This window comes from Rothia sp. HMSC075F09 (assembly GCF_001810515.1).
GTDB lineage: Bacteria > Actinomycetota > Actinomycetes > Actinomycetales > Micrococcaceae > Rothia.
The window spans coordinates 63,044-89,975 of sequence record NZ_KV801776.1 but is presented as its reverse complement, the minus strand read 5'-3'; the positions used below and the strand labels follow the sequence as shown (position 1 = coordinate 89,975).

The 26,932-nt window shown below is 59.8% G+C and carries 22 protein-coding genes, 1 tRNA gene and 1 pseudogene; 15 read left to right on the top strand and 9 right to left on the bottom strand.

Annotated elements, in window-relative coordinates; genetic code table 11:
• The first annotated feature begins 182 nt into the window (after positions 1-182).
• Together HMPREF2749_RS01610 and HMPREF2749_RS01605 are read left to right on the top strand one after the other, a co-directional pair.
• Positions 183-722: a dehydrogenase gene (locus HMPREF2749_RS01610; protein WP_070593187.1), complete on the top strand. Its 540-nt coding sequence runs from the start codon at positions 183-185 to the stop codon at positions 720-722.
• A gap of 323 nt (positions 723-1,045) precedes the next feature.
• Positions 1,046-1,921, top strand: coding sequence for an HpcH/HpaI aldolase/citrate lyase family protein (locus tag HMPREF2749_RS01605; protein ID WP_070593184.1), 876 nt, complete (start codon positions 1,046-1,048; stop codon positions 1,919-1,921).
• A 126-nt stretch (positions 1,922-2,047) separates the two neighbouring features.
• On the opposite strand, the gene HMPREF2749_RS01600 is transcribed toward HMPREF2749_RS01605, so the two are convergent.
• Together HMPREF2749_RS01600 and HMPREF2749_RS01595 are read right to left on the bottom strand one after the other, a co-directional pair.
• On the bottom strand, positions 2,048-2,314 hold the full coding sequence (locus tag HMPREF2749_RS01600; protein WP_005504446.1) for a hypothetical protein: 267 nt from the start codon (positions 2,312-2,314) through the stop codon (positions 2,048-2,050).
• Between the two features lie 105 nt (positions 2,315-2,419).
• Positions 2,420-2,494: transfer RNA gene (locus HMPREF2749_RS01595), tRNA-Thr, on the bottom strand.
• Positions 2,495-2,814: 320 nt separating this feature from the next.
• Between HMPREF2749_RS01595 and HMPREF2749_RS01590 the strand changes: the two genes are divergently transcribed.
• Entirely contained in the window at positions 2,815-3,579 is a 765-nt protein-coding gene (locus tag HMPREF2749_RS01590; protein WP_049353203.1) for a DsbA family protein, read from the top strand.
• Entirely contained in the window at positions 3,579-4,367 is a 789-nt protein-coding gene (locus tag HMPREF2749_RS01585) for a spermidine synthase (RefSeq protein ID WP_005504449.1), read from the top strand. The genes HMPREF2749_RS01590 and HMPREF2749_RS01585 overlap by 1 nt, the downstream gene beginning before the upstream one ends.
• 158 nt (positions 4,368-4,525) lie before the next feature.
• Here HMPREF2749_RS01585 and HMPREF2749_RS01580 read toward each other — a convergent pair whose 3' ends face one another.
• Together HMPREF2749_RS01580 and HMPREF2749_RS01575 are read right to left on the bottom strand one after the other, a co-directional pair.
• The gene (locus tag HMPREF2749_RS01580) at positions 4,526-5,500 is read right to left on the bottom strand and encodes an EamA family transporter (protein ID WP_070593182.1); all 975 of its coding nucleotides are present in this window, start codon (positions 5,498-5,500) and stop codon (positions 4,526-4,528) included.
• A gap of 187 nt (positions 5,501-5,687) precedes the next feature.
• Positions 5,688-6,749 (bottom strand): EamA family transporter, encoded by a 1,062-nt coding sequence (locus HMPREF2749_RS01575; RefSeq protein WP_012902817.1) that lies wholly within the window; start codon positions 6,747-6,749, stop codon positions 5,688-5,690.
• 271 nt (positions 6,750-7,020) lie between these two features.
• Between HMPREF2749_RS01575 and HMPREF2749_RS01570 the strand changes: the two genes are divergently transcribed.
• On the top strand, positions 7,021-7,902 hold the full coding sequence (locus HMPREF2749_RS01570; RefSeq protein WP_012902818.1) for a hypothetical protein: 882 nt from the start codon (positions 7,021-7,023) through the stop codon (positions 7,900-7,902).
• A gap of 104 nt (positions 7,903-8,006) precedes the next feature.
• On the opposite strand, the gene purB is transcribed toward HMPREF2749_RS01570, so the two are convergent.
• Entirely contained in the window at positions 8,007-9,440 is a 1,434-nt protein-coding gene (gene purB, locus HMPREF2749_RS01565) for an adenylosuccinate lyase (protein ID WP_070593180.1), read from the bottom strand.
• Positions 9,441-9,731: 291 nt separating this feature from the next.
• Between purB and HMPREF2749_RS01560 the strand changes: the two genes are divergently transcribed.
• From HMPREF2749_RS01560 to HMPREF2749_RS01535, 6 genes are all read left to right on the top strand, one after another.
• Positions 9,732-10,325, top strand: coding sequence for a hypothetical protein (locus HMPREF2749_RS01560; RefSeq protein ID WP_049349926.1), 594 nt, complete (start codon positions 9,732-9,734; stop codon positions 10,323-10,325).
• A 19-nt stretch (positions 10,326-10,344) separates the two neighbouring features.
• Entirely contained in the window at positions 10,345-12,627 is a 2,283-nt protein-coding gene (locus tag HMPREF2749_RS01555; protein ID WP_070593178.1) for an extensin, read from the top strand.
• 256 nt (positions 12,628-12,883) lie between these two features.
• On the top strand, positions 12,884-14,011 hold the full coding sequence (locus HMPREF2749_RS01550; RefSeq protein ID WP_049349928.1) for a histidinol-phosphate transaminase: 1,128 nt from the start codon (positions 12,884-12,886) through the stop codon (positions 14,009-14,011).
• Between the two features lie 413 nt (positions 14,012-14,424).
• Positions 14,425-15,591: a thiamine pyrophosphate-dependent enzyme gene (locus HMPREF2749_RS01545; RefSeq protein WP_049349929.1), complete on the top strand. Its 1,167-nt coding sequence runs from the start codon at positions 14,425-14,427 to the stop codon at positions 15,589-15,591.
• Positions 15,592-15,593: 2 nt separating this feature from the next.
• Positions 15,594-16,580, top strand: coding sequence for an alpha-ketoacid dehydrogenase subunit beta (locus HMPREF2749_RS01540; protein WP_070593176.1), 987 nt, complete (start codon positions 15,594-15,596; stop codon positions 16,578-16,580).
• A gap of 99 nt (positions 16,581-16,679) precedes the next feature.
• Positions 16,680-18,155, top strand: a complete 1,476-nt coding sequence (locus tag HMPREF2749_RS01535) for a dihydrolipoamide acetyltransferase family protein (protein WP_070593174.1) — start codon at positions 16,680-16,682, stop codon at positions 18,153-18,155.
• Positions 18,156-18,314: 159 nt separating this feature from the next.
• Here HMPREF2749_RS01535 and HMPREF2749_RS01530 read toward each other — a convergent pair whose 3' ends face one another.
• From HMPREF2749_RS01530 to HMPREF2749_RS09280, 3 genes are read right to left on the bottom strand one after another with little or no spacing between them, the layout of a single operon-like run.
• Positions 18,315-19,427, bottom strand: coding sequence for a hypothetical protein (locus HMPREF2749_RS01530; protein ID WP_070593172.1), 1,113 nt, complete (start codon positions 19,425-19,427; stop codon positions 18,315-18,317).
• Positions 19,428-19,460: 33 nt separating this feature from the next.
• Entirely contained in the window at positions 19,461-20,123 is a 663-nt protein-coding gene (locus HMPREF2749_RS01525) for a sugar O-acetyltransferase (RefSeq protein ID WP_049357338.1), read from the bottom strand.
• Positions 20,123-20,272, bottom strand: a complete 150-nt coding sequence (locus tag HMPREF2749_RS09280; RefSeq protein WP_005504480.1) for a hypothetical protein — start codon at positions 20,270-20,272, stop codon at positions 20,123-20,125. The genes HMPREF2749_RS01525 and HMPREF2749_RS09280 overlap by 1 nt, the downstream gene beginning before the upstream one ends.
• A gap of 147 nt (positions 20,273-20,419) precedes the next feature.
• Between HMPREF2749_RS09280 and HMPREF2749_RS01520 the strand changes: the two genes are divergently transcribed.
• The 4 genes from HMPREF2749_RS01520 (at position 20,420) to HMPREF2749_RS01505 (ending at position 25,280) form a co-directional block, all read left to right on the top strand.
• Positions 20,420-22,186, top strand: coding sequence for a long-chain-fatty-acid--CoA ligase (locus HMPREF2749_RS01520; RefSeq protein ID WP_070593170.1), 1,767 nt, complete (start codon positions 20,420-20,422; stop codon positions 22,184-22,186).
• Positions 22,187-22,502: 316 nt separating this feature from the next.
• Positions 22,503-23,387, top strand: coding sequence for a MetQ/NlpA family ABC transporter substrate-binding protein (locus HMPREF2749_RS01515; RefSeq protein WP_049338396.1), 885 nt, complete (start codon positions 22,503-22,505; stop codon positions 23,385-23,387).
• A 141-nt stretch (positions 23,388-23,528) separates the two neighbouring features.
• On the top strand, positions 23,529-24,584 hold the full coding sequence (locus HMPREF2749_RS01510) for a methionine ABC transporter ATP-binding protein (RefSeq protein WP_049349934.1): 1,056 nt from the start codon (positions 23,529-23,531) through the stop codon (positions 24,582-24,584).
• Positions 24,585-25,280 carry a methionine ABC transporter permease gene (locus tag HMPREF2749_RS01505; RefSeq protein WP_049349935.1) on the top strand — a complete coding sequence of 232 codons (696 nt, stop codon included), beginning with the start codon at positions 24,585-24,587 and terminating at the stop codon, positions 25,278-25,280.
• A 153-nt stretch (positions 25,281-25,433) separates the two neighbouring features.
• Here HMPREF2749_RS01505 and HMPREF2749_RS09195 read toward each other — a convergent pair.
• A pseudogene (locus HMPREF2749_RS09195) lies at positions 25,434-25,586 on the bottom strand (HAD family phosphatase); the annotation flags it as partial.
• Between the last annotated feature and the right edge of the window lie 1,346 nt (positions 25,587-26,932).

Below are 26,932 nucleotides of genomic sequence, written 5' to 3'. Positions count from 1 at the left end.
GGAACGGTGCGCGGGGTGGCCGCTATACGCAATATATGCTGAACTATCTGCTGACATCTCGTCACTAAAAGAGATTTAGGGTAACCTAAGTATAGGGAGGTTTGCGGGTCGCCGCAGAGCCCAACACCGGCAACCTCCACCGACCAACAAACACGGCACACACACCACGCAAAGGAGGGCACATGGGGCTCAAAAGCTACCTGCAATCGCGCCGCGACGACGCCGAACTTGGCAAAGGCATCTGGCGCCGATCCCACGACCGGTTCATCCGCGGCATTGACCGCTTCCACCAGGTCCTCGAACGCCTGGCGGCAACCGACTCGTCCGCCCCCATGATTGAGCTCATCGTGCCGGACGCAAACGCGCTTGCCGACTTGATTCCGCGCGTGCGCGCAGTCGCTATGGAAGCGCACCGCCTCGCCCCCAGCGACGGCGATATTCCCGCCTCCCCGTTCGGCACCTACTCCGACCTGAACCGCGCCCTCTCCAAAGCGGGTAACGCCGTGGCACTCTGCGCCGAAGCGCTCGCCATGGCACGCTGCTTCGGCAACTGTGCCACCGGATGCGACCGCCAGGTGAGCGTGCACCGTCGCGTGGAAACCGTCATCCAGCACATTGAGGATGCCGAACGTCTGATTCAGCGCGCCCAGAAGGAAGCCGCCGGCGAGCTGACCTTCGACGACGGTATTCCGGTGGGTCGCACCCAACTGGTGGAAGCCTAATCGTAAACTTCTGAACTGCCCGCAGTATCCGCACCGGATGCTGCGGGCAGGTTCGTTGACAATGCAACCCAACCCGCATCCTGACATGCGTCCGCCACGTGAGCAGGGCAAAGTCGAACGGTGACTAACAGGCGAGCTAGTTTGATGTGCACCTCAACAGGCGATACGCTTAAAGAAGAGGTGTAGGACACTTCTTATGCGGTTCCGTCACAATGGAGGTGACGACACGAAGCGATGGTACGCGCGGAAGAACCGCAGACTTTTTCCTGCCCCTCTACGGCACAACCCACTGCATATACAATTCACGGAAGAAGTCACACACCATGTTTGAATTCCACCGCAATGAGCGTGCGCGTCAGCTGCGCCCCAGCCTCTCACGCTCCTGGCTCCTCGTGCGCGCCAACTCCTCCGAAGAAGTTTTTGAAGAGGCCTTCGAATCCGAGGCTGACTCCATCATCATCGACCTCGAAGACGGCTGCCCCCCCGAAGAGAAGGACGCCGCCCGCGAACAGGTCGTCCGTATGCTCAACTCCGGCGTCGTCGCATGGGTGCGAATCAACGCCATCACCACCGAACACTGGTGGAAGGACGTCAAGGCCCTCAAGAACGTGAAGGGCCTGCGAGGCGTCATGCTCGCCACCGCAGAGCACGCCACCGACATTGACCGCACCGCAGCCGAGCTGCCCCCCGGAACCCCCATCATCGCGCTGATCGAGTCCGCACTCGGCGTGCACCACTCCATCGAAATTGCGCGCGCCATCGGCACTTTCCGCCTCGCATTCGGCGCAGGCGACTACCGCCGCGATACCGGCTCCTCCGCAACCCCCATGGCGCTCGCCTACGTGCGTTCGCAACTGGTGATTGCCTCCACCCTGGGCGGTCTGCCCGGCCCCATCGACGGCCCGACCCTCGGCGCATACGGCGCTGACCTCTCCAAGGCATGCGGCTACGCGAACGACCACGGCATGACCGGTAAGATCACCCTCGACATTCGCCAGGCTGAGACCATCAACGCGGCATTCTCCCCGAGCGAGCTCGAAATCGAAGAAGCACACCAGATGCTCGACGTGCCCCTCGACGGCCCCCGCGACGGCTCCTACCTGCCGCGCTACCTGCGTGCAAAGAAGGTCAAGGAACTCGCCAAGGTCTACGGCCTGTGGGGCAAGACCGACAGCGACTTCCAGCGCGCATCCAAGTAAGGCGCTGGTCTAAAGTACACACGTAAAAAGCCGCGCATCCGACCCCCGAGCGGGGAACCGGATGCGCGGCTTTTGTCTGCCTGAAACCTCACGAGGCTACAGCCTGGCGGGCTGCTGGTCGGCGGTCTAGTTGCGGGGCGACTTGCCGCCCGTCAATGCATGAGCACACACGTACGAAGTCACCAAAGAAATCACAATCGGCACCAGGAACGAGGTGTCATCCTCATACACGGAACGGTAGAAGAACCACACCGCCAGGGAAACCACCAGCGCCAGCACGTACACCAGAGCAAAACGCATCGTGGGGCTCATCGGGCGTGCAGAGCCCGCAGCGGCGCGACCTGCCTGCGCACGGCCACTCTGGCGCTTAGCGGATGCGGATCGAGAAGACATGAGAATCTCCTAAAGTTCGACGGTGACATCTTCGAGAAAACGACAACTCTCAGATGCTAAAAACCGCCGCAACACACCGGAAACCGGCACGCGTTACGGCGGATGTGGAGCCCCCAGTGGGATTCGAACCCACGACCTTTTCTTTACGAGGGAAATGCTCTACCCCTGAGCTATAGAGGCGCATATGCTGCCGTTCTCAACTGCCCGAAAGCAACCGGTGAACAGTGCATACCCCGCAATAGTACCAAAAAGGCGGGGGAGAGGCTAATTACTTTCAACACCGGCCCCGCAGCTGGGAGCAGGCGACAGGGCGGCTATGGTGTGCACTGCATTCACCCCGCAAACCCGCCCGAAGATAGGGAAAGTTCAGGGCAGAGGCATACAATAAACCCTATACCCACGGCGGCTGACAGCACCTCAGAGTGCACATCAACCACAGATTAATCAACCACAGATGTAGCAAACAGGCCAGCCCGCCACCCGTAGAGAGAGGAACCACCATGACTTCACCCCTCAACCGCCGCACCCTGCTACTGGGCGTAGTGCCCGCCGCCGCCCTGGGGCTGAGCGCATGCGGTTCCAGCTCCTCCCAGCCTTCCGCATCGGCGTCTGCGAGCGGTTCGGCGAGCGCATCTGCAAGCACCGCCGCTACCTCGGCAAGTGCATCCGCGAGCGCTTCGGCATCCGCTGACCCTTCGGGTACTGCTTCGGCAACCGCCGATGACGGCTACGTCGGTTACCGCCTCAACCGCGAAGTACCCGGTGCAGGCACCGCAACCCTGTACACCGACTACCAGTGCCCCTACTGCGCTAAGGCAGAACCTAAGTTTGAAGAAGCCGCCAAGAAGCTTGACGGCATCATGAACGTGACCGTGCGCCACATGCCGCTGAACATGCACGCCAACGCCGTACCCGCCGCGCTCGCCGTAGAAGCCGCAGCAGCTCAGGGTAAGCACGTTGAAATGGCGAACAAGCTCTTCGCCACCCAGAACGACTGGAAGAACATCAAAGAACGCGATAAGCTGCGCACCCTCTTCAATGACTACGCCAAGGAACTGGGCCTGAATACCGAAGAATTCGACAAGGTCCTACTAGCCTCAGACACCGTCAAGCCCATCCAGCGCGACTACGAGCACGCCGTCAAGATTGGTGTGAAGGGCACCCCCACCTTCGCCGTGAACGACAAGGTCGTTGAGGGTCTGGATTCCTCCTCCTCGGTGGACGACCTGGTCAGCACCTTCAAGCGTGAAGCTGGCGTGAAGTAGTGGCGCACATTCAGCTCTCCGGTGGTCAGCGCGCCGAAATTCACCCCGACGGGTTCAGCGACCACGGCCACGTCCTCGAAATCGGTGGTGCCGAGCAGTCCCACGTGGACGTGCAGAACCCCGACTACGTGTTCTACGAGTACCTGCGCCGCATCGCAAACGCTGTGGATGCGCTCGCACCCGCCGGCGAACCCATCACCGCCGCGCACCTGGGCGCCGGTGCGCTCACCCTCGTGCGCTATATTCAGGCGACCCGCCCCGGCTCCCGCCAGGTTGCCGTGGATATTGAGCCCGAGCTCATGGGCTTCGTGACGGACCGCCTGCCGCTACCCGCAGGCACCGACTGCCAGCTTGTGGTGGGGGATGCCCGCGAGCAGCTGGCGAACCTGCCCGAACTGCTGGGCGTGCCCGGTTTTGATGCGATCATTCTCGACATCTTCACCGGCATGGACGCACCCGCCCACCTGGCGAACCGCGACTTCTACCGCGAACTCAAGGACGCCCTGAGCGAGCGCGGCATGGTTGCCATCAACGTGGGTGACGATGCGGGTCTGCCCTTCTTCCAGCTGCAGGCAACCGCCATGCTGGAAGTCTTCGACCACGTGTGGTGCCTGTGCGAAAGCTCCATGCTCAGCGGGCAGAACGAAGGCAACCTCGTGCTGGTTGGTACCGCTCGTGAGCTGGACGAGGACACCCAGGACTGGCTGTACGCCCTGGGCCCGCATCCGGCGGAGGTGCTCACCACCGATGAGCTGCGCGACCTGCTGGACGAGCTGGCGGAGAGCTAAACCTGACATGCAAAACCGTTGAGGCGGGTACCTAGCCGGTACCCGCCTCAACGGTTTTTTCTATGAGTTTTCTATAGGGCTTTCTGTACGCCGCACGCCGTACGCCGGCAGAATTTGGATTTTTACTCAGGACTTTGGTTTTACTCGGGACTTTGGCTTTACTCGGGTAGCGGCATGGGGACGGGATCCTTGCCGTCATCCTTCTGCTTGTGGGAATTACCCTTGGTGGTGGTCAGCGTAATGCCCACACTTGCAGTCATCAGCAGGAAAATCGCCACCCAACGAATCGGGCCGGTCTCCTGATCCAGCAACGCCCAACCGGCAATCGCCGCAATCGCCGGTTCCATGCTCATCAGCACGCTAAACACCTGCTGCGGCAGGTTGCGCAGAGCCATCAGCTCCGCGCTATAGGGAATCACCGAAGCGAACATCGCGGTACCAAAAATCATGAGGAGCAGCATCGGATCCTGCGCCGCATTCCACATCGGCTGAGGAGCCGGAACAACCGCTGCCACCGGGGCAATGAATGCGGCACCAACAAGCATCGCAACCGCCAGACCGCTCGCACCCGGAACCAGGGCACCCACCTTCGCGCTCGAGCGAATATACAGCGCCCAGAACACGCCAGCAATCAGCGCGAACGTCAGACCCAGATAGTCGGTATCCTTGCCGACCGCCGCCTCGTAGCCGAGCACCAGCATGCCCGCCAGGGCGCAGAGCACCCACACCGCGTCGCGGAGCCTGCGCGTCAGCATGGACGCCAACGCCAGCGGGCCCAAGAACTCCACCGCAACCGCCAAACCAATCGGGATGCGGTCAATCGCGCAATAGAAGAAGCCGTTCATCAGACCGAAAGTCATACCGAAAATGATGACGGCACGCCACTGCTCCTTCGACCAAGACAGCGCCCCCGGCGGCATCGTGCCCCTGCGACGGGTACGCCAACGCGCCGCCAACCACACGGCGCTACCCACCACAATGGAAGCAATCGCCAGGCGGCTGACACTAATAGCCAGAGCGCCAAACAGCGGGAAGAGCGTCACCGCGAACGCGGCACCGAACTGCAGCGATGAGCAGGACATCAGCACAAACATAATGCCCAGTGCGGGGCGTTGAGATGAAGTATGCGGCATGATTCTCCTTCCTGCGCCTCACAAGGCGGTACTTCTCCACGTGTGCATGCTGTGCCGCTACGGGGCAGAACGAACGCTCCAATAGCGCCGTTTAAAGAGCGCGCCCCCCCCGGGCAACACGAGATACTATCCTACTCGTTACCCGGGGGGGGGCTAGAAGCCGTTGACACGGCTACAGTTCAGTAGATTAGAGGCCCTTCGCCTCACGGTCAGCCTTAATCTGTTCAGCCGACGGAATCGTAATAGAGTTAGTCGCCATCTGCGCAATATCCACCGCGTGCGCATCCACCGCACCCGGCAGGTAATGGTCCGCATCCTCCAGCGTGCCGTCCTCCTGCGCCTTCTTCTGCGCACGAGCGTGAGAAATCGAAATACCGATACTCGCCGCCACCAGCAGAGCAATAGCAACCCAACGAACCAGGCCGGTAGCCTCACCAAGCATCACAATACCCACAGCCGCCGCAATCGCAGGCTCCAGGGACAGCACCACGCTATAAATGTGCGCGGGCAGCAGACGCAGCGAAGAAACCTCACCCAGCGCCGGCAGGGCAGAAGCCAGCAGACCCATCAGGCAGCCAATAGCCAGCAGGTGCACATCCTGGGTGACCTTCAACAGGTTATTGCCGCTTATCAGGAACGGGAACGGCAGAACCAGCAGGGTAGAGACAACGTTACCCACGACCATGCCGCCCATACCCGGAATCAGAGCGCCAACCTTCTCAGTCGCCAGAATATAGGCGGCACGAGAAATAGCGGTCAGGATTGCGAAAACCACACCCATCAACGCGAAATCTTCAGGCTTCGCCTGGGACTCAGCAGTCAGAATCGCCATGCCCGTAAATGACAGAGCAATCCACACCAGGTCCAGCTTACGGCGCGACATAACCGTCGCCAGCACCAGCGGACCCATAAACTCAATAGCCACCGCAATTGCTAGCGGAACCTGCTCAATAGCCACATAGAAGAAGGCATTCGCACCGGTCAGGGCGACACCGAGGACAATGACCGCCATCCACTGCTGACGGGTCCACGAACGAATCTGCGGGCGGAAGAACACCCACAGCAGGATAGAAGATGTCAGCAGGCGCAGAGCGACCACGCCCCAGGGGCCCAAATCGCCCATGAGCTGCTTGGCAAGAGCCGCACCGAACTGCGCCGAAATAATCGCGCCGGTCGCGTACGCAACACCCAGCCCCTGAGTCGCCAGGGGAGAACGCGCAGCATTGGGCGTATGGGTGGAAGAAGTCATAGTATTCCTTAGGATTCAGAAGAGGTATTAGCCGCTATCTGTCATCAGGCGCAACCCGAATCTCCGTGAAGCAGGTCACGCACTATGCAAACAATGAATAGTGTGTAATCTACGACAATTTTACGCGCTTTAAAATTGGGCGCAAATAAAGACCAAAACACCCTAACAAGCGATCAAAAACCTCCACGCCCTCGGTGAAATTTCACCCCCCAAACCCCACCACAGGCCCCATATTCAGGAAAAATTCACCAAGCCGTGATTTACTGAGAGCATGCTTGACCCGAAGAAGTCTCTATTCGATGAAGACGGCAACCCCCGTCCCGCACTGACCACCACCCTCGACAACGTACTGCGCATGCAACGACCGCTCGCGCTGTCCATCGTCAAAAAACTGCGTGAAGCACACCCCGACGAAACCCCCGAACAAATCCACAAGCGCCTCGACCGCACCTACCTGCGTGACATCACCGCCATCGGCGGCGTCACCGGCGCATCCGCATTCGTGCCCGGCGTCGGCACCGTCACCTCCATGAGCCTGTCCGCGCTCGCAGTCGGCGGCTACCTCGAACGCACCGCACTCTACGCCCAGGCAGTCGCAGAACTGCACGGCGTGCACGTACACGACCCCGAAACCGCCCGCTCCATGGTCATGGCAATCATGCTCGGCGAAGAAGGCTCCCAGCTCATGAACACCGTGCTGCTGCAGACCGGCAAGGCAGGCGGTGTCTCCAACAAGTGGGGCATGCTGCTCGGCAACTCCTCCAGCGGCAAGATGTTCAGCGTCGAACGTACCATCCGAAACATGTTCATCCGCCGCTTCCTCACCCGCCAGACCGGTGCACTGCTCGGCCGTGCCCTGCCCTTCGGCGTGGGCGCAGTCGTTGGCGGTGGCGCGAACCTGACCCTCGGCAAGGACGTCGTGCGCAACACCCGCCGAGCCTTCGGCGACGCGCCCGCCTACTTCCCCGCAGAGCTCATGATTACCCCGCGTGCACCGCGCGTACAGGGCGGCGAAGGTTCGGACGGCTCCTCCGGCGTGGCTGGCTCCCTGCTCAAGGGCGTCAAGGACGCAGGTAAGGCTGTAGGCAAGGTCTTCACCCGCGACAAGGGCAACGACACCGAAACCGGCCACCGCCGCATGCTCGGCCGCTAAAATCCTCGCCAGCTAACAGAACATAGCAAAGACCCAACACGCTAAAGACCCCGAATCCCTGAATGCAGGGACCCGGGGTCTTTTGTTTATATCTTTGCTACGGACTAAGCGTTCTTCGCATGGTCCAGCAGCTGAGCCGCAATACCGTTATAGGTGTGCGGAGTCAGAGCCGACAGACGCGCCTCAGCCTTGGGGGAGAGGCCCAGAGTAGCCACAAACTCCTTCAGACGAGCAGCATCCACGCGGTGACCGCGAGTCAGCTCCTTCAGACGCTCATACGGGTTCTCCATGCCGGGAACACCTGCGATAGCCTCAGCACGCATCACCATCTGGATCGCCTCAGCCAGAACCTCCCAGTTGGAATCCAGATCAGCAGAAATAACGTCGGTCGCAATATCCAGACGCTGCAGACCCTTCACCACATTGGAGATAGCCAGCACCGAGTGACCAAACGCCACACCGATATTGCGCTGCGCCGACGAGTCAGTCAGGTCACGCTGCCAACGAGAAGTCACCAGGGTCGAACCCAGCGAATCCAGCAGAGCGTTGGACAGCTCCAGGTTAGCCTCCGCATTCTCAAAGCGAATCGGGTTCACCTTGTGCGGCATAGTCGACGAACCGGTCGCACCAGCCACCGGAATCTGACGGAAGAAACCAATCGAAATGTAGCTCCACACATCGGTGCAGAGGTTGTGCAGCACACGGTTGAAGTGCGCGATATCCGAGTACAGCTCGGCCTGCCAGTCGTGCGACTCAATCTGGGTGGTCAGCGGGTTCCAGGTCAGGCCCAGGTGCTCCACAAAACCACGAGAAACAGCCTGCCAATCAGCGTCAGGAACCGACGCATAGTGAGCAGCGTAGGTGCCGGTTGCACCATTAATCTTGCCCAAGAACTCAGCAGCAGCAACGTGCTTCACCTGGCGCTTCAGGCGGTACGCGAGCACGCCCAGCTCCTTACCCAGGGTGGAGGGAGTTGCAGGCTGACCGTGAGTGCGGCACAGCATCGGCACGTCGCGGCCTTCCTCAGCCAGCTTCAGCAGAACCTCAATCAGGTTCTCAGCAGCCGGAACCCACACGTTCTCAACAGCATCCTTGATGCCCAACGCGTAGGCGAGGTTGTTAATGTCCTCAGAAGTGCAGCCGAAGTGAACCAGCGGCACCAGGTGACCCAGGCCCAGGCCCTCCAGGCGGCGGCCAATGTAGTACTCGACCGCCTTCACATCGTGAACGGTGACTGCCTCAATCTCAGCCAGCTCCGCCACAGAATCAGCGTTGAAATCGGTCACGATGGCGCGCAGACCGTTCTTCTGCTCACCGGTGAGCGGGGACAGGCCCGGAAGAATCGAATGCTCGCACAGGTAGATGAACCACTCAACCTCAACGTGGATGCGGTCGCGGTTCAGCGCCGCCTCAGAAAGGTAGTTGGTCAGGGGGGCGGTCACGGATGCGTAGCGTCCGTCGAGGGGGCCCAGCGCAAGTTCGCCGGTGCCCAGGTCAATACGGCCAGAAGGCAAGAAGGTGTTATTGGTGTGAGACATAACTCTATTTTTGCATGAATTCGCCGAAAAAAAGAGGCGGGCAGAGCATATGGACGTGATGGGTGGCTGGGTTAGTTGCAGAAATATGACAAAACGAGGGGGTGCGGAGGGGGCATTTTTTGGGTTTTGAGGGGCAAAAACGTGCGAATTCTTCGAAACAAGCCTGAGTTATCCACAGGTTGGCGTACTCCGCCTGCACGGTCACCGCGGCAGATTTAGCCTAAAACAAACCCAAACACAGGACAGAAACAGGCGCACAAACAACCAGTCCAACCACCGAAAGGACGCCCCATGAACACAATCGTCGACACCGCACCGCCTCCCGCACCCCAGCTGCCCCGCATCGAACCAACCGATATCCTCCGCGCAGCAGGACACATGGGCATCGGCACCGCCGCCGGCCACGCCCTCGCCGAACAGCTCATGGCCGCCGCCGCCCTCGCCCGTGCCAAAGGCGCAGAACTCTCCCACAGGATGCGCACCGAAGCCCAAGAAATCCGCACCGCACACCAACGCGCCAACGAACTCAACGGCGACCGCTGGGCATCCGAAGCCGGACGCGCCTACCGGCGACAACTCGAAGAACACCGCGAAAAAATCCGCAACCAGGCCGAACAAGCCGAAGGCACCGCCGCCATGATTGCCGCAGCCGGAGAAGAACTCGCCAACGACCTCACCGGCAAAGCGCAGGCAATCAAAGCCGCCGCCTCCGCCGTAGATAACCTACTCGGCAAAATTGCCGACGGCGCTGCGGACGCACTCGAAAAGCTCAACCCCGGCGAAATCATCGCCCGCTCAGGCGTGCAAAAAGCCCAGTCAACGCTCGATTCGCTCATGCACGTGAACCTGCCCGACGGGCTGAGCTCGCTCATCCGAACCCACTAACCCCACCCTAGGAGACACCATGATTACCGGACCCACCGTTGCGCCCATCGGTGACCTCAGCAACTCCGCAGGGCCCACCGCAGGCACCATCAGCGTTGAGCTTGAAGAAATGCCCGCCATTGCCGACGGCCTCGACGCCGTCAGCCGCACCTGCGCCGACCGCACCATGCCGATTCTTGGCATCGCCACCGAGACTCGGCTCTTCCTCGGCATTAACGGACGTGCCCAGCAGGCTGCCGCTATTTGCGCCGTCCTTGCTGCAGACCTCGGTATGAGTGCCGCAAAGTTCGGCGTCACCGCAGCCACCGTCCGAGCCGCCCACAGCTCCTACCTGCAGGTTGAAAACACCGTCGCAGGCTGGTTCGAATCCATGGGCATCGCAAAGGACGGCAAGCTACCCGACGGACGCAGCACCCGAGGTCACTTCCGCGGCCTCATCGCTGGAGAACCCGGCGAAGCTACCTACCTCTTGAAGCTCACCATTCCCGAGCTTGGGTACTTCTCGGCATCTCGGACGCTACCGTATTCGCCTCTCGTGGCGGGTATTCTTTTCGGCTTCACCGCCTACATGGATGCCAAATGGAATCCTGAAATTGCCCGTCAGCGAGCATTTGACCGCCTTGCAAGCATGTTTGGCATTCCGCGAGGACTTGCTCGAAAGGCACTGGACGGTGGCCTATTCAGTATCGCCAAATCTGGAATCGATACCTTTCTTGGCGCTAAGGCTCATAATATTCGGACCGCTTCTGCCGACGAATACGGTATCGCTGCGCACCGCGGCGAGAAAAGCCAGCTCTCCATAGGCACCAGCTCGGAGCGTCTTATGGCAGCGGCTAAGGCACAGGATCAGGAATTTGAGCGTTCCCGCCAGAACCCCTCGACCGCTGAACGTAGTGCCGTGCTCGTTACCGTTATGTACGAAGCAGGGCACGAAGGCGACCCAGCCCATGCCCTGTATGTGGTGAGCGTTCCAGGTACCAACTTTAACTCCTGGGGCGGATCCATCATAGATGTCCCTGGTGCCGAACGCGAAGCATTGGGCAAAGATACTATGGAGAACCCCGCATATCAGATGGTTTTGCAGGCTCTACGTGATGCCGGAGCGCATCAGGGTGCTCGTGTGTACATGGAGGGCTTCAGCCAGGGCGCCATGATTGCCTACAACATGGCGAATAGTACTGAAGTCGCTCAAGAAATCAATATTGTGGGTGTTTATGCCCAAGGTGCTCCGCTACGAGGCCTGCCGGCTAAACGCCGTGATTTTGCTGTGGACTACGTGGAAGGAGACGGTGACTGGGTTCCTGACTCAGCGGTGAATCCTCTTGCCCAAATTTTCGGGGGAACATGGAGTCCTAATGAACGCGATACAGTAATCACCGTCAATAACCCTGAACATCATGGCGAGAATTACCACGAAGCACTAAAACGTGAAGGGCATAGTGGCAAGGTGCCTGGCGGCATGCGCGCTGCAATGGAGGGTAAAGAGTACGCGCTGGGGGAACAGAAGGTAACCTCAGCCTCAAGCCTGCCGGACGGTCTGCCTCCCGCTCTACGAGTGGGTATAACTATCAAACGTACCGAGGTCTACGGCGGGGCAGCCCTTGCATCAGGAACTGTGCCTGGCCCCTTGGGTATAGCTGAGCTGGCTGATGAGAAGCCAGGCGAGCGTCTGGGGCGGGCAAAGCGTGGTATCGAAGATACCGTCCCCGCCGTCATCGAGGGCGTCAAAAAGACCCTCCCTCGCCCCGAGCCGACTCCGCAGGAGAAGCCTCAGGCCCCGGAGCCTGCATGGCCCGAAACCCCCGTGCCGCCGATGCCCAAGGTGCCCCTCCTGCAGGGATACAACCCGCAGAATATTCCGCCCGCCATCAAGATGCCCGCGGACCTGAGTCGTCCGGAGCCTGCGCCCATCAAGATGCCCGCTCGAATCGAGGCAGAGGGGCAGCTGCCCCCTGCAAGTCTGATCCCGCCGGACATTCTGCCCAAACCTGCAGATCTGCATACGCACATCGAAAAGGCTGTTACTCAGCCAATCATCGATCAGCTACAGCTCCCTACAGTTGGTTCCGCGCTCAAGAATCCTCCAATCTTCGGAGTCGGGCAAGGCGGAGACTACGACAGTAGCGAGTCGCTCATCCCCGCCCTACCGAATCTGAAGCCTGCACCCATGCTCCCGCCCAAGAGCATTGACCCCGGGTTCCTCGCATCAACTCCGCCCGAGAACATCGACCCCGGGTTCCGCGCCCCAGGCCCTCCCGAGGACCTGACTCCCATCGAGGAGCGTGAACCCCTGATGGTCTAAAAGCCCTATCTCAACGGCTCGGTGGAGGGTGGAGGGGACGAGTAGAGTAGAGAAGAGAAAAGGAGGGGCGCCACCGGGAACAACCCCGGCGGCACCCCTCCATCTTTTCGTACAGCCTTTGCGTACAGTGTGTGCTTCTTTGCGCACAGCGCTCGCGGCTAGCATCTGCTGCCTGCACAGCTACAGTTTGCTTGCGACCTGCTCTCCAGGTGAGAAGCGTTAGCCTCCGAGCCGCCCGCAGGCACATACTGGAACCATGAGCCAGTCAGCTGAACACGCCAACATCCCGGTCCGCCCCGTCTTCAACACCCTGCCCAGCTACGCGGCAGGCAAGCCGCCCGCACCCGTTGAAGGCCTCACCCAGTACAAGCTCTCCTCGAACGAGAACCCGCTGGGCCCCGTACCCGAGGTGGCGCGCCTCCTCGCAGAATTTGTGACCGTGCACCGCTACCCCGACCCGCTCTCCACCGCCCTGCGCCACAAGCTCTCCGCACGGCTCGGCGTGGACGCTGACGACATCGTCACCGGTGCCGGAAGCCTCGGTGCGCTCAACCAAATCCTCAAAACCTTCGCCGGCGTAAACGCCGACGGCGTGCAGGACGAAGTCATCTACGCCTGGCGCTCCTTCGAGGCATACCCGATCCTCGTCGGCATTATGGGCGCTCGCAGCGTGCAGGTGCCGAACCTGCCCGACGGCTCACACGACCTGGACGCCATGGCGGCAGCCATCACCAATCGCACCCGCCTGATCCTGGTCTGCACCCCCAACAACCCGACCGGCCCCGCCGTCACCGAGAGCCAGATTCGTGCGTTCCTGGCGAAGGTGCCCGCCCACATCCCCGTGGTCATTGATGAGGCGTACTTCGAGTTCTGCGCTGCCTCCACCGTGCCGGACAGTGAAGAAGCCCCGCTGAACGGCATGGACATCTACCGCGACTACGAGAACGTCATCATTCTGCGCACCTTCTCCAAGGCGCAGGGCCTGGCGGGTCTGCGCGTGGGCTATTCGATTTCGCACCCGCAGATTACGCAGCACCTGCGCGTGGCGGCGACCCCGTTCGCCGTGACGGCGCTGGCGGAGGCGGCGGCTATCGCCTCCATCGAGCATGAGGATGCGGTGATGGAGCGTGTGAGCCACCTGGTCGCTGAGCGTGAGCGCGTGACCGCTCGACTGCGCGAGCTGGGCTACGATTTCCCGAGCACCTACGCGAACTTTGTGTGGCTGCCCCTGGGGGAGCGCACGGGTGAGTTCGTGCAGTTGATGGCTGAGCATGCGCTGTCGGTGCGTGCGTTTGGCACCGAGGGCGTGCGCGTGAGTATTGGCGAGGTGGAGGCGAATGACCGTTTCCTCTCGCTATGTGAGGTCTTCGCGAAGGGGCTCTAGAGCGTCTTGTGAAGGGGCGGGAGTGCCCACCCTGCCCTGTTTGAGCCCTAATTGAACAATGTACTATTTTCCCTTGTCGAGGTTTGTTTGGGCTTTTCAAATGGTTCTCGCGCGGGAAAAATGATGGCCCCAAAAAGCTCTCAATAGTTAAATTAAACCTCCTATATATTCCCGAAAAAGAATATATAGGAGGTTTAATTTAATGATGTTCAAATAGTGAATGACAGGGCATAATACGCTGTGTTATCAGCGTAACTGCCGCGAGATAAAGCCGGAAAGAGTAGACTGGTAACTATATATGCCCAGACCCTCACAGGCCTGCCGGAACACCTCAAACCCTGCACCATCAGGTGAACGTTGAGACTAAAACCCAAGCCGCTGAGGGCCAAGCCCTCGTCACGTGTGGAGGTTAGATGCACGAGAACGACAAGTACCCGGGAGTGCCCGAGCGCATCCAGCTCATGGATGAGAACGGCACCGTCCACGAACACCCCACCTTCAGCCGATACGTCAAAGACGTCGATGGTGATATCCTGCGCGAGGCCTACCGCCTCATGTACACCACCCGCCGCTTCGACGATGAGGCGACCGCCCTGCAGCGCCAGGGTCAGCTCGCCCTGTGGGTTCCTAGCCGAGGCCAGGAGGCCGCGCAGGTCGGTTCCGCACTCGCCTACGCACCCAACGACTACATCTTCCCCTCCTATCGTGAGCACGCCGTTGCCCTGGCGCGCGGTGTGGATTTCCGCGACCTGATTACCATCTTCCGTGGCACCACCACCCACGGCTGGGACATGAAGGCACACAACTTCCACACCTACACCAAGGTGCTTGCCGCCCAGACCCTGCATGCAGTCGGCTACGCCATGGGTCTGAACTTCGACGCCGACATCGAGGCTGAAACCGGCATCCGCCGCACCGGTCAGGGCCAGGCAACCGACCCTGCCGAGGACACCCAGAAGCCTGCCGTGGCGGTCTACTTCGGTGACGGCTCCTCCACCGAGGGTGACGCGCACGAGTCCATGGTTTTTGCTGCCTCCTACAACGCGCCGGTGCTCTTCTTCGTGCAGAACAACCGCTGGGCTATCTCCGTGCCCTTCGAGGTGCAGTCCCGCGTGCCGGTGTCCACCCGCGCCGCAGGCTACGGCTTCGAGGGTATTCGCGTGGACGGCAACGACGTTCTCGCCGTGCTCGCCGCAACCCGCTACGCCATGGAGAAGATCCGTGCCGGTGAAGGCCCCGTACTGATTGAGGCCGAGACCTACCGCCTCGGCCCGCACACCACCGCGGATGACCCCACCAAGTACCGCACCGATGCCGACCTAGAAGGTCCCCTGCGCCGCGACCCCATGTTGCGCCTTGAGAAGCACCTGCGCGAGCAGGGCTACGCCGATGATGCCTTCTTCGAAGAGGTTGCAGAATCTGCGCAGCAGGTCGCGAACGGCGTGCGTGAGGCAGTGCTGAACTCTGAGGTTGCCGACTTTGAGTATTTCTTCGACCGCGTCTACGTGCAGGAACACCAGCAGGTGGAAGACGACCGCGAGTTCTATCGTAACTACGTTGCAGGCTTTGAAGAGGAGTAAGCATGAGCGAGAAAATTGAACGTTTGACCCTCGCCAAGGCGATTACCCGCGGCCTGGAAGACGCCATGGAAGCCGACCGCACCGTCGTCATGCTCGGTGAGGATATCGGCAAGCTCGGCGGCGTGTACCGTGTGACCGAGGGCCTGCAGGCGCGCTTCGGCAACCGTCGCGTCATGGATGCGCCCCTGGGTGAGTCCGGCATTATCGGCACCTCCATCGGTATGGCCCTGCGTGGCTACCGTCCCGTGCCGGAGATTCAGTTCGACGGCTTCGTGTTCCCCGCCTACAACCAGATCACGAGCCAGCTGGGGAAGATTCACAACCGCACCGATAAGCAGTACACGGTGCCGGTGACTATCCGCATTCCGTACGGTGGCGTGATTGGTTCGGTGGAGCACCACTCCGAGTCCCCGGAGGCGCTGTTCGCCCACACTGCGGGTCTGCGTATTGTGACCCCCTCGACCCCGCACGAGGCGTACTGGATGACCCGCAAGGCGATTGAGTGCCCCGACCCGGTCATTATTTTTGAGCCGAAGCGCCGCTACTGGCTCAAGGGTGAAGTGGACTTTAGCGACACTTCCTTTAATCCGTTTAGCGCCCAGGTGGTGCGTGAGGGTACGGACGCGACCATCGTTGCGTACGGTCCGCTGGTGCCGGTTGCTCTGGCTGCTGCGGAGGCTGCCGTGGAGGATGGCCGCTCGATTGAGGTCATTGACCTGCGCTCGATTTCGCCGCTGGACGTGCCGACCGTTGCCGCTTCGGTGGCGAAGACTGGCCGCCTGATTGTTGCGCACGAGGCGCCGACCTTCGGTGGCATGGGCGGTGAGTTGGCTGCGGCGATTACGGAGCGTTGCTTCTACAGCCTGCAGGCGCCGGTGATTCGTGTGGGCGGCTACTACATGCCGTACCCGATTTCCCGCGTTGAGGAAGAGTACGTGCCCGATATTGACCGTATTCTTGAGGCGGTTGACCGCGCTTTTGACTACTAGGCATTCCCTGATCTGACGTATCAGCGTGTTGCGCTATGGCGGGTTGCAAGCCCGCACAGAATATTCCGTATAGGGCATATGCCCTAGTGAGAGGTAAAAATGTCCCAGATTTTCCCGCTCCCTGACGTGGGCGAAGGCCTGACCGAAGCAGAAATCCTCAGCTGGAAGGTGGCAGTCGGCACCGAGGTCGCCATCAACGACGTCCTCGTCGAAATTGAAACCGCGAAGAGCGTCGTGGAACTACCCTCGCCCTTCGCCGGCACCGTCGAGGCGCTGCTCGTTGCCGAAGGCGAAACCGTTGAGGTGGGCACCCCGATCATCAGCATCTCCGGCGGCGACAACGCACCCGCAACCCCGGCGGCACCCGCCGCGGCAGAGGCTGAGTCCGGCACCGCACTGGTCGGCTCCGGCCCCAAGGCGGACGCTGTGAAGCGCCGCGCCCGCAAGCGCCCCGCCTCCGCGGCCCAGCCCGCACAGGCTGTTGCGGCACCGGTCGCACCGGCTGTTCAGGCACCCGTGGCGCACACCCCCTCCGACCCGGTGAATCGCAACCAGGGTCTGCTGAGCGAGCTGGCTGAGCGCGCCTCCCGTTTTGTGGAGAACACCCCGCTGAACTCGATGGTGCAGCGCCTGGCACCCGAGCCCGCAGCAGCTCCCGCGCCGACTCTGGCTCCCGAGCAGGTTCCGCACCGCCCGACCCTCGCGCCGCCTCCGGTGCGCCTTGCCGCAAAGGAGCTGGGTGTTGACCTGGCGAACGTGACCGCTACCGGTGCGCGCGGCCAGGTGACCAAGCAGGACCTCATGAACTATGTGGCGCACCTGAGCGATGTGCAGCATAGCGGCGCCCGCCAGCCGTTCTGGCAGCCCGCAGCCACCCCCGGTGACCGCATTGAGCGCATCCCGGTGCGTGGCGTGCGTAAGGCTACCGCGAAGGCGATGGTTTCTTCGGCGTTTAGCGCCCCGCACGTGTCCATCTTCGTGGATGTTGACGCCTCCCGCACCATGGAGTTCGTGAAGCGCCTGAAGAAGTCCCGCCACTTTGAGGGCGTGAAGGTCACCCCGCTGCTGGTACTTGCCGCCGCGGTCATTTGGGCTGCTGAGCGTAACCCGCAGGTCAACGCGACCTGGACCGATAGCGAAATCCAGATTAAGCACTTCATGAACCTGGGTATTGCTGCGGCGACCCCGCGCGGCCTGATGGTTCCGAACATTAAGGACGCTCAGGAGCTGTCCCTGCGTGAGCTGGCTATTGCGCTGAACAACCTGACTACTCGCGCCCGTGAGGGTAAGACTCAGCCCGCTGAGATGGCGAACGGCACCCTGACCATTACGAACATCGGTTCGCTGGGTATTGATACGGGTACCCCGATTATTAACCCCGGTGAGGTGGCGATTGTTGCCTTCGGTACGATCAAGCAGAAGCCGTGGGTGGTTGATGGTGAGGTTATTCCTCGCTGGGTGACGACCCTGGGTGGCTCCTTCGATCACCGTGTGGTGGACGGCGACCTGTCAGCTCGTTTCATGGCTGATGTGGCTGCGATTCTTGAGGAGCCTGCACTGCTGCTGGACCACTAAGCGGAACATTTTGGCTAGTCAGCGCCGTATTGCTGGGTAGCTAAGGCCGTTTAGGATACAGATACTTAGATACAGAAAACCTCCGGTACCTTTCGTAAGGTACCGGAGGTTTTCTGCACGTTTTATCCCTATCGCAACGAGGCGCGGGTGCTTAGAAGACTAGGCGTCCTCGCGTGCCACCTGGTCGCTCGGGTACTTGTCCACGCGGCGGTGGTACAGGCGTCCCAATAGACCGCCGAGGATAGCGCCGAGGAAGCTCAACGCCAGAACCAGCAGAACCGCGAGCAGGCCGTTCGCGAAATCGCCCGCAATCAGCTTCTGCAACGACAGGGACGCGACACTATTCTGGAACAGCTGAGGCATGAGGAAGGTCGCCAGGGATCCGAGGATGAGCGCCATAATCTGCCAGAGCCACACGGCAATGCCCTGCTTCGCGCCGGCGAATCGTGCCATGCGTCCCGCCGCGTAACCGCCCACCAGGTAGGCGAAGAAAATGAGCACACTCAACGCCACCGCGACCGGCACGGCGTTCGACGCGCCGCTGAAGAGTCGGGAGACCACCGAGGCGTATTCGATGGACTCGCTCTGACCGGTCAGGGTCAGCCACGACTGGATAGCCCACAGGCCACCGTCCATGAGGGAGATGGTGATTAGCCAGCCGAGCAGGCCGGGCAGTAGGTGCATGCGGGAGTAGCGGCTCTTCTGCATGGACAGTGCGGTTGCGGCGGTGAGGATGGGTTCCGAGCCAGCGGCATCACCTGCGGGGGTGGGGATGACGAAGTGGTCATCATCCGCCGGATTAGCCTGCGGGGCGTTCGATGCCGCATGGGCGTTACCGGGTGCGGGCACCTCGTAGCTTGCCGCAGCGGTAGGCGCGGTAGCGGGGGCAGGGGTTGCGCCGCCGCGTACGTTGTCCGTGCTGGGGGCTGCGGGCTTGTCGAGCCAGCTGAGGTTGTCGGTAGCGGGTTCGCCCAAGTCAGCACCGGAGTCTGCACTTTGAGCGGCGCTGTTTGCGGAGAGGAGCGGCTGGGTTGCGGTAGCCGCCTCGGTGAGGGGGCGGGTCGCATCCTGCGAGGACTGCGCGGAGGACTGAGCCGAAGAGGCCGCCTCACGCGCCTTTTCGTGGGCGCGGCGTGCCGCGTTCAGCTCCTCATCGGTCAGAATCACGGTGGGGTCGTCGGAGGAGAATGCCGCCTCCCACAGGTCACTTTCGGTGGGGGAGGACGCCGCGGCGGCCGGGCGCTGCTGCGGGGTGTTGTTCTGTGCGTTCATTAAATCCTTTGGATTCTAGTCCTGGGTGCTGATTTAGCGGTTGCGGTCAGCGTAGAAGGCGCGTGCTTCTTCCAGGGCTTCTGCGGAGTAGGTGTGCGGGTATGCCGGGCGTTCGTTCTCGTCCAGGGTGCGGATGACGCGGCCGGGGTTGCCCACCACGAGGGAGTTAGCCGGGACGTCCTTGGTGACGACGGTGCCCGCGCCAATCACGGAGTTCTTGCCGATGGTCACACCGCCCAGGATGATGGCGCCGCCACCGATCCAGACGTTGTCTTCAACGGTGATGGGCTCGCCACCTTCCCAGTATGCGGCGCGGTCGACCGGGTTGAGCGGGTGGGTGGGGGTGAGGAACTGTACGTTGTTGCCGACGAGCACGGTGGAGCCGATGCGGATCGGGCAGACGTCCAGGAAGACGCAGCCAAAGTTGAAGAAGGAGCCGTCACCAATATAAGTGTTCACGCCGTAGTCGAAGCGTGCACCGGGGCGGATGTGCGAGTGCTCGCCCAGGTGGCCGAGGTGTTCACGGTAGACGTGCATTGCCTGTGCCTGCTCGCCGCGTGCGTAGTGTTCTTCGGCGAGGACGGTTGCAGCGTGGATGCGCTTAGTCTGCGCGGCGCATTCGGCGTCGGGCATGTAGGCGGCGCCGGAGACCATGCGGTTGAAGATGTCGCCGTTGGGGCGCTGCGGGGTGTGCATTAGTGGGCTCCTCCCAGAAGGTAAGCAAGTGCGATGATGGCCATTCCGAACAGGATGACGACTCCTCCGGCGATAGCGAATCGTTTGGAAATTTCGCGGAGGAGCTTCTTGAACTGCTCGTCAGTGATGTCTTGCTGTCGTTTACTCATGCTTTAAGTATCCCAGAGTTGCTGGGTTCTGCCTTAGTGTTTCGGCGTTTATTGCGGTATCTGGGGCGGGTGTACCGTGTGATTTTCAGCGTGGAAAGAAGCGCTGCTGAGTTGAAGCGTGAGGGTGTGGGAAGGCACAATCAATGCATGACTGAGGCTCAGAAGAACACGAACCTGCAGGATGCGGCGGCACCTGCATCCCCCGCTGGCGTATCGGCTGGTGCGCATCCGTTGGCGCATCGACCCTGGTTGAAGAATTATTCTTCGTGGACTGCCCGCGATATTGAGCTGCCCGAAACCTCGCTGAGCCACCTCATTGACGAGGCGGTCCGCACCGTACCCCACAAGGTGGCGCTGGAGTTCTTTGGCGCGACCACAACCTACGCCGAGTTGGGGGATCAGATTGAGCGTGCTGCGGAGGGTCTGCGCGTAGCGGGTGTGCAGCCGGGTGACCGTGTGGCGCTGATTTTGCCGAACTGTCCTCAGCATATTGCGGCGTTCTACGCGATTTTGCGCCTGGGCGCGATTGTGGTGGAGCATAACCCTCTGTACACGGGTGCCGAGTTGCGCCACATGTTTGAGGACCACGGCGCGAAGGTCGCGATTGTGTGGGATAAGATCGCCTCGCATATTACGGGTCTTCCGGCGGATATCCGCCCGAACCATATTTATTCGGTGAACATGATTTCGGCGATGCCCGCGCTGATGCGTACCGCGCTGAAGCTGCCGTTGAAGAGCGCGCGTGCTTCGCGTGAGAAGCTGACCGGTCCTGCGCCGGGTACGGTGTCGTGGGCTCAGCTGGTGAAGAGCGAGCGTATTGACCCGTCGCATCGCCGCCCGACCGCGCACGATATTGCGCTGCTGCAGTACACCTCGGGTACGACCGGCCTGCCGAAGGGCGTGATGCTCACGCACCGCAACCTGGAGTCTAACGGCCGCATGGGTGAGGCATGGATTAACCCGGGCGATGACGAGGTGATTTACTCGGTTCTGCCGCTGTTCCACGCCTACGGTATGACCCTGGGCGTGACGATTGCGTCGCTGTGCCGTGCCCGCCTGGTGCTGTTCCCGACCGTGGACATGGACCTGATTTTGAAGGCGATGAAGAAGACCCGCCCGACCATTCTTCCTGCGGTTCCGCCGGTGTATCGCCGCCTCATGGATGAGGCGAAGAAGCATGGTGTGTCCCTGGAGGGTATCCGTTACGCGGTCTCTGGCGCGATGAACCTGCCGCCTGAGCTGGTTGCCGAGTGGGAGGAAGCGTCCGGCGGTTTCATGGTGGAAGGCTACGGCCTGACCGAGTGCGCGCCGCTGGTGTCCTGCAACCCGCTTAATGACACTCGCCGTGCCGGTTTTATTGGTGTTCCGTTCCCCTCCACCGATATTCGTGTGGTGGACCCGGAAACTGGCGAGGATGTGCCCGATGGTGAAGAGGGCGAGCTGTGGGTGAAGGGCCCTCAGCGTTTTGCCGGTTACTGGAAGCGTGAGGACGAGACGGCGAAGACCATCACTCCCGAGGGTTGGCTGCGTACCGGCGATATTGTGCGCCTGGATGAGGACTACTTCATTCAGATTGTCGACCGTATTAAGGAAGTCATTATTACCGGCGGTTTCAACGTCTCCCCGACGGAGGTTGAGGTCGCCCTCAAGCAGCACGACATGGTCGCGGATGCGGCGGTCGTCGGTATTCCGCTGCCCGCCGGTGGCGAGATGGTCGTTGCCGCTGTGGTTGCCGCCCCGGGCCGAGTGGTCCAGGAGCATACTCTGCGCGAGCACTGCTACTCGAAGGTGACTCGTTATAAGGTTCCGCGCCGCATCGTGGTGGTGGATGATCTGCCCCGTTCGATGCTGGGTAAGGTTCTACGCCGTAAGGTGCGTGAGCAGCTGATTGCTTCGGGCGAGTTCGATCAGTAGTACTGGTTGATTCGCCGCCTGCTCGTAATGAGTGGGTTAGATGGACGCTGGCTTGGGTTTTTGTGCCCTTGCCGGCGTTTTGTGTGCGCCTGAATACACCGGTAATGACGCTTTATAACCTGGAAATAATCACCGCATGACGAAATATGACAAAATATGACGACCTTGACGTTCTGTGTCTCATGAATAGCTCTTAACTTCCACACCCGCCCCCGCCCGTGCTGTAATTGTCCCATCATCATTCCCATCGGACGTGCTAATACCAACGTCAGCACCCGGTGGAACGCATCATCATTCAACAGAAAGATTCATAGCCGTGAAGAAGTTTGCTGCTGCACTCGCAGTTGTCCCCATGGTCTTTGGCCTGGCAGCCTGCGGTTCCACCAACTCCTCCTCTTCCTCCTCTTCCGCATCCAAGAAGGTCACCATCGGTGTGGTTGGCTCTGAGAAGTTCAACAAGACCCTGAAGGAAGAAGCTAAGAAGCAGGGTATCGACATTGAGTTCAAGGAGTTCAGCGCTTACACCGAGCCGAACCCCGCACTGGACGCCGGTGACATCGATATGAACCGCTTCCAGCACATCGCGTACCTGTCCAACTACAACGTGAGCGCTAAGAAGGACCTGCAGATTGTCGGCCCGACCGTCATCTACCCGATGGCTCTGTTCTCCAAGAAGCACTCCAAGTTGGCTGACATCCCCCAGGGCGGCGAGATCGTTATCCCGAACGACACCGTGAACGAAGCCCGCGCTCTGAAGCTGCTGAAGACCAACGGTCTGGTTACCTTCAAGAACGCTGATGTTGACGCACCCACCATCGACGACGTGGACACCGCTAATTCCAAGGTGAAGGTCACCCCCGTCGACGCAACCCAGACCGTGGTTGGCATGGAGTCCGCTGACGGCGCAGTCGTCAACAACGACTTCCTCAAGGATGCAGGCCTGAAGCCCGCAGACGCCCTGGCTCAGGACGACCCCAAGACCGACCCCTCGGCTGTCAAGTATGTGAACCTCTTCGTTGCTCAGAAGGACAAGGCTGACGACGAGACCTACAAGAAGATTGTTGAAATCTTCCACACCAAGCCCGTCATGGATGTTGTTCAGGAAGAGACCCGCGGCACCGCTGTTGAGGTCAACGTGAGCACCGACGAGCTGCGTCAGTCCCTGGCTAACGAAGAAGCCAAGCTGCGCGCCAAGAAGTAATCTTCTGAATACACGCCTCTTCTAGGCATACGCAAAGGCGGTAAGTCTAAGAACCCGATGCGGGTGAAGGCTTACCGTCCTTTGCGTAACGGCGTTAAGGCCCTTTAGCGCCCCAACCACGACATTTACGGATACATATTTATGAGTGAACTGGCACAGAGCTTCGGCGACAGCACCTCGCCCATGGTGGTTCTGGACGGAGTCTCCAAGGTCTTCGGCAACGGCCCCAAGGCAGTAGTTGCTGTCGACAACGTCTCCCTCACCATTAACCGCGGTGAAATCTTTGCAATCATCGGCTACTCCGGTGCCGGTAAGTCTACCCTGGTCCGCCTCATCAACGGCCTGGAAACCACCACCAGCGGCACCCTGACCGTCGGTGGCTTCCAGATTTCCGGTAAGCGCGACTCTGAACTGCGTGAAGCACGCACCAACATCGGTATGATCTTCCAGCAGTTCAACCTGATGAACTCCCGCACCGTGCTCGGTAACGTCGAGTTCCCGCTGAAGATTGCCGGCTGGTCTAAGAAGGACCGCCGCGAACGCGCCCTGGAAATGCTTGAGTTCGTGGGTCTTGCCGACCGTGCAGGTCATTACCCGAACCAGCTTTCGGGTGGTCAGAAGCAGCGCGTGGGTATTGCTCGTGCGCTTGCGACCAACCCTGCCCTGCTACTGGCTGATGAGTCCACCAGCGCACTGGACCCGGAAACCACTCATGAAGTTCTTGCGCTCCTTAAGCGTGTGAACCGTGAACTGGGTGTGACCGTCGTGGTGATTACCCACGAGATGGACGTGGTCTCCAGCATCGCTGACCGTGTGGCAGTCATGGAGTCCGGCCGCGTGGTGGAGCAGGGCAACGTCTACGACGTCTTCTCCAACCCGCAGACCGACGTGGCAAAGCTGTTCGTGGCTACCACCGTGAAGCTTGCCCCCACCGGTAAGGAAGCGGCTGAACTGCGCGCAAACCACAAGGGTTACCTCATCAACGTTGAAATCGTGGAGGGTAACCAGGAGCTCGGTAAGGTGCTGTCCTACCTGGGTGCCCGTAACGTCCGCTTCAACATTGTGGGCGGCGGTATTGAGACTCTGCAGGGCAAGGCGTACGGTACCCTCACCCTGGAACTTCTCGGCGAAATCACCAGCATTGATGCCGCCGTTGCCGAACTGAAGACCGTTGCCCGCGTGCAGGAGGTGCGCTAAATGTTTGCTACTACTCTTCCGCTGGCTGCGTCTAAGACGGACTGGTCCGAGTTCCTGCCCGAGAAGCTGCTCCCGGCTATCGGCGATACGTTCTACATGGTGACTATCACCATGGTGTGCGCCGGTCTGGTTGGTCTGATTGTGGGTGCTCTGCTGTACACCACCCGTGAGGGCAACATCTTCCAGAACCGTTTCGTGTACACGATCCTGAATATTCTGGTGAACGTGATTCGCCCGATTCCGTTCATTATTTTGATTGCGGCTTTGGGCCCGCTGACGAGCGCCGTGGTGGGTACCCGCCTGGGCGTGAATGCGGCGGTCTTCGCGATGAGCTTCGGTGCTGCATTCGCTATTGCCCGTATCGTGGAGCAGAACATGGTCTCCATTGACCCGGGCGTGATTGAGGCGGCGCGTGCGATGGGCGCTTCAAAGCTGACCATCCTGTTCACCGTGATGATTCCGGAGGCGCTTGGCCCGCTGATCCTCGGTTACACCTTCCTCGTCATCGGCGTGGTGGATATGTCTGCAATGGCCGGTTATGTGGGCGCCGGTGGCCTGGGTAAGATTGCGATCGTGGACGGCTACCAGCGCTTCAACGATGAGATCACCTGGGCTGTTGTGGCGATTATTATCGTCCTGGTTCAGCTGGTTCAGTTCCTCGGTAACTTCCTGGCGAAGAAGGTTATGCGCCGATAAGCTCGTGCCCCTTGTAGGCCTTGTAGGTACTGTAGGTACGGCTGATACAGCATAGAAGACCCCCGGTCTGCTCCTTGAGGAGCGGGCCGGGGGTCTTTCCTCGTACCGGGTCTTTCTTGATGCTGCTACGAGGGCGGCGGGTGCAGCTTAGCCCTGCGCCGCCTCCAGGTACATATCCGGGGCGGGCTTACCGGTGGGAACGTCGTTGCTGCTGACCCAGGTGCGCACCAGCGGGGCGTAACCGTAGCTTTCCATTTTCAGGGTCAGAATGTTCGCGGTGGAGTTCGACGCCACCGCAACCGGCATGTCTATGACCTACACATCAACAACACCGCCAGATCACAGGGCGAATGCCCTCCGCGCGGAAGATTAGAGCCTTCCGCCATCTATGCGAAGAGCGAGCCGTTTGTGCTTCTTATGCTTCGCCAATCGACCGACCGAGCCGACCGACTGGCCTGTGTTGTTTGTTGTGATGCCCCTTGTGCTTTTCATTCAAATACCTTTGTGTATTTTGTTTGGAAAGTACAAGGGCATTCGCTTCTCTCTCCCCTCACCTCTCTCAACCTGAGCTGTGAGGTTGAGTCTTGGAACAGAAGGAGAGAAGCCAGAGAGAAAAAGAGCCTGAGCGTTAGCGAAGTCCGCTTAAGCGGACGTAAAATAAAAGTTCCTAGACCGTAGAACTGAAGTGAGAGAGTTGTGAGGACAAGACCAGAGTTATCTCCTGCTCGTAAGAGAAGAAAAGCATACGCACGTAGGAAAGAAGAAGAGAGGTGGGTGAAAGCAGCAGGGGAAGTGAAGACTGTTTACCGCTGTATCTGCGATAAGAACCTAGAAATGTGTAAGGCAGAGGAGCATCCGAAGCGCAATAAGACGACTTAGGATGTAAGTTTGCTGAGGAGAGAGAACGGGCTGGGAGCTTTAGCAGCTAAATACTATAGTGTGCAGTGGCGCAAATTGTTATTGAATCATTACTAAAATAATTTTGACTCCCATTTTGCTGATTGATATCATAAAAGTGTTCTGTTTCACATCAAACTAGAGATATTATCAACAGCTAGAGAGGGACAGTCAATGAAAAATGTTAGTAAGTCAATTGCAAGTTGTATTTCTGTAACTGTAGCGATAGGTGATTAAAGTGGTCGACACTAGATACATACCGGTACCTGAATTATGTTTCGCAGGTTATTCTTTCTATTATTTTACATCTTCGCATGATTCAATGTTTTATAATGTTGCCGGTATTTTAATTCTTTGTGGATTTGTTGGGTACTCTGCATATCGTGCAAATAAGAACTACGTACAACCTGCGGCATCCTTCATAAAATCCGTATTTTTTATGTTGGCTGTGGTAATTTTACAAGTGTATTGGCTTGACCCTTTGGCTCAGGTTGTAGTTCTACTTATGAGTATCCAGTACGCTTTTGTTTTCTATAAGCAACAGCCGAAATAAGCATCCTTGGAGTTCTAAAACACCTAGCATCACGAGAACCTGCCAATGTTCAGGTTCTCGTGATGTTTTGTATTGGTACCGTTTAGTGAGACTTTGGAAAAGTAGCGCTCCGCGAAAGTGCTGATGAGGTCAAAGGGCTACAAGAGCGGGTGCTAGAGAGGCAGCTGATAAGCATAGAAGACCCCCGGTCTGCTCCTTGAGG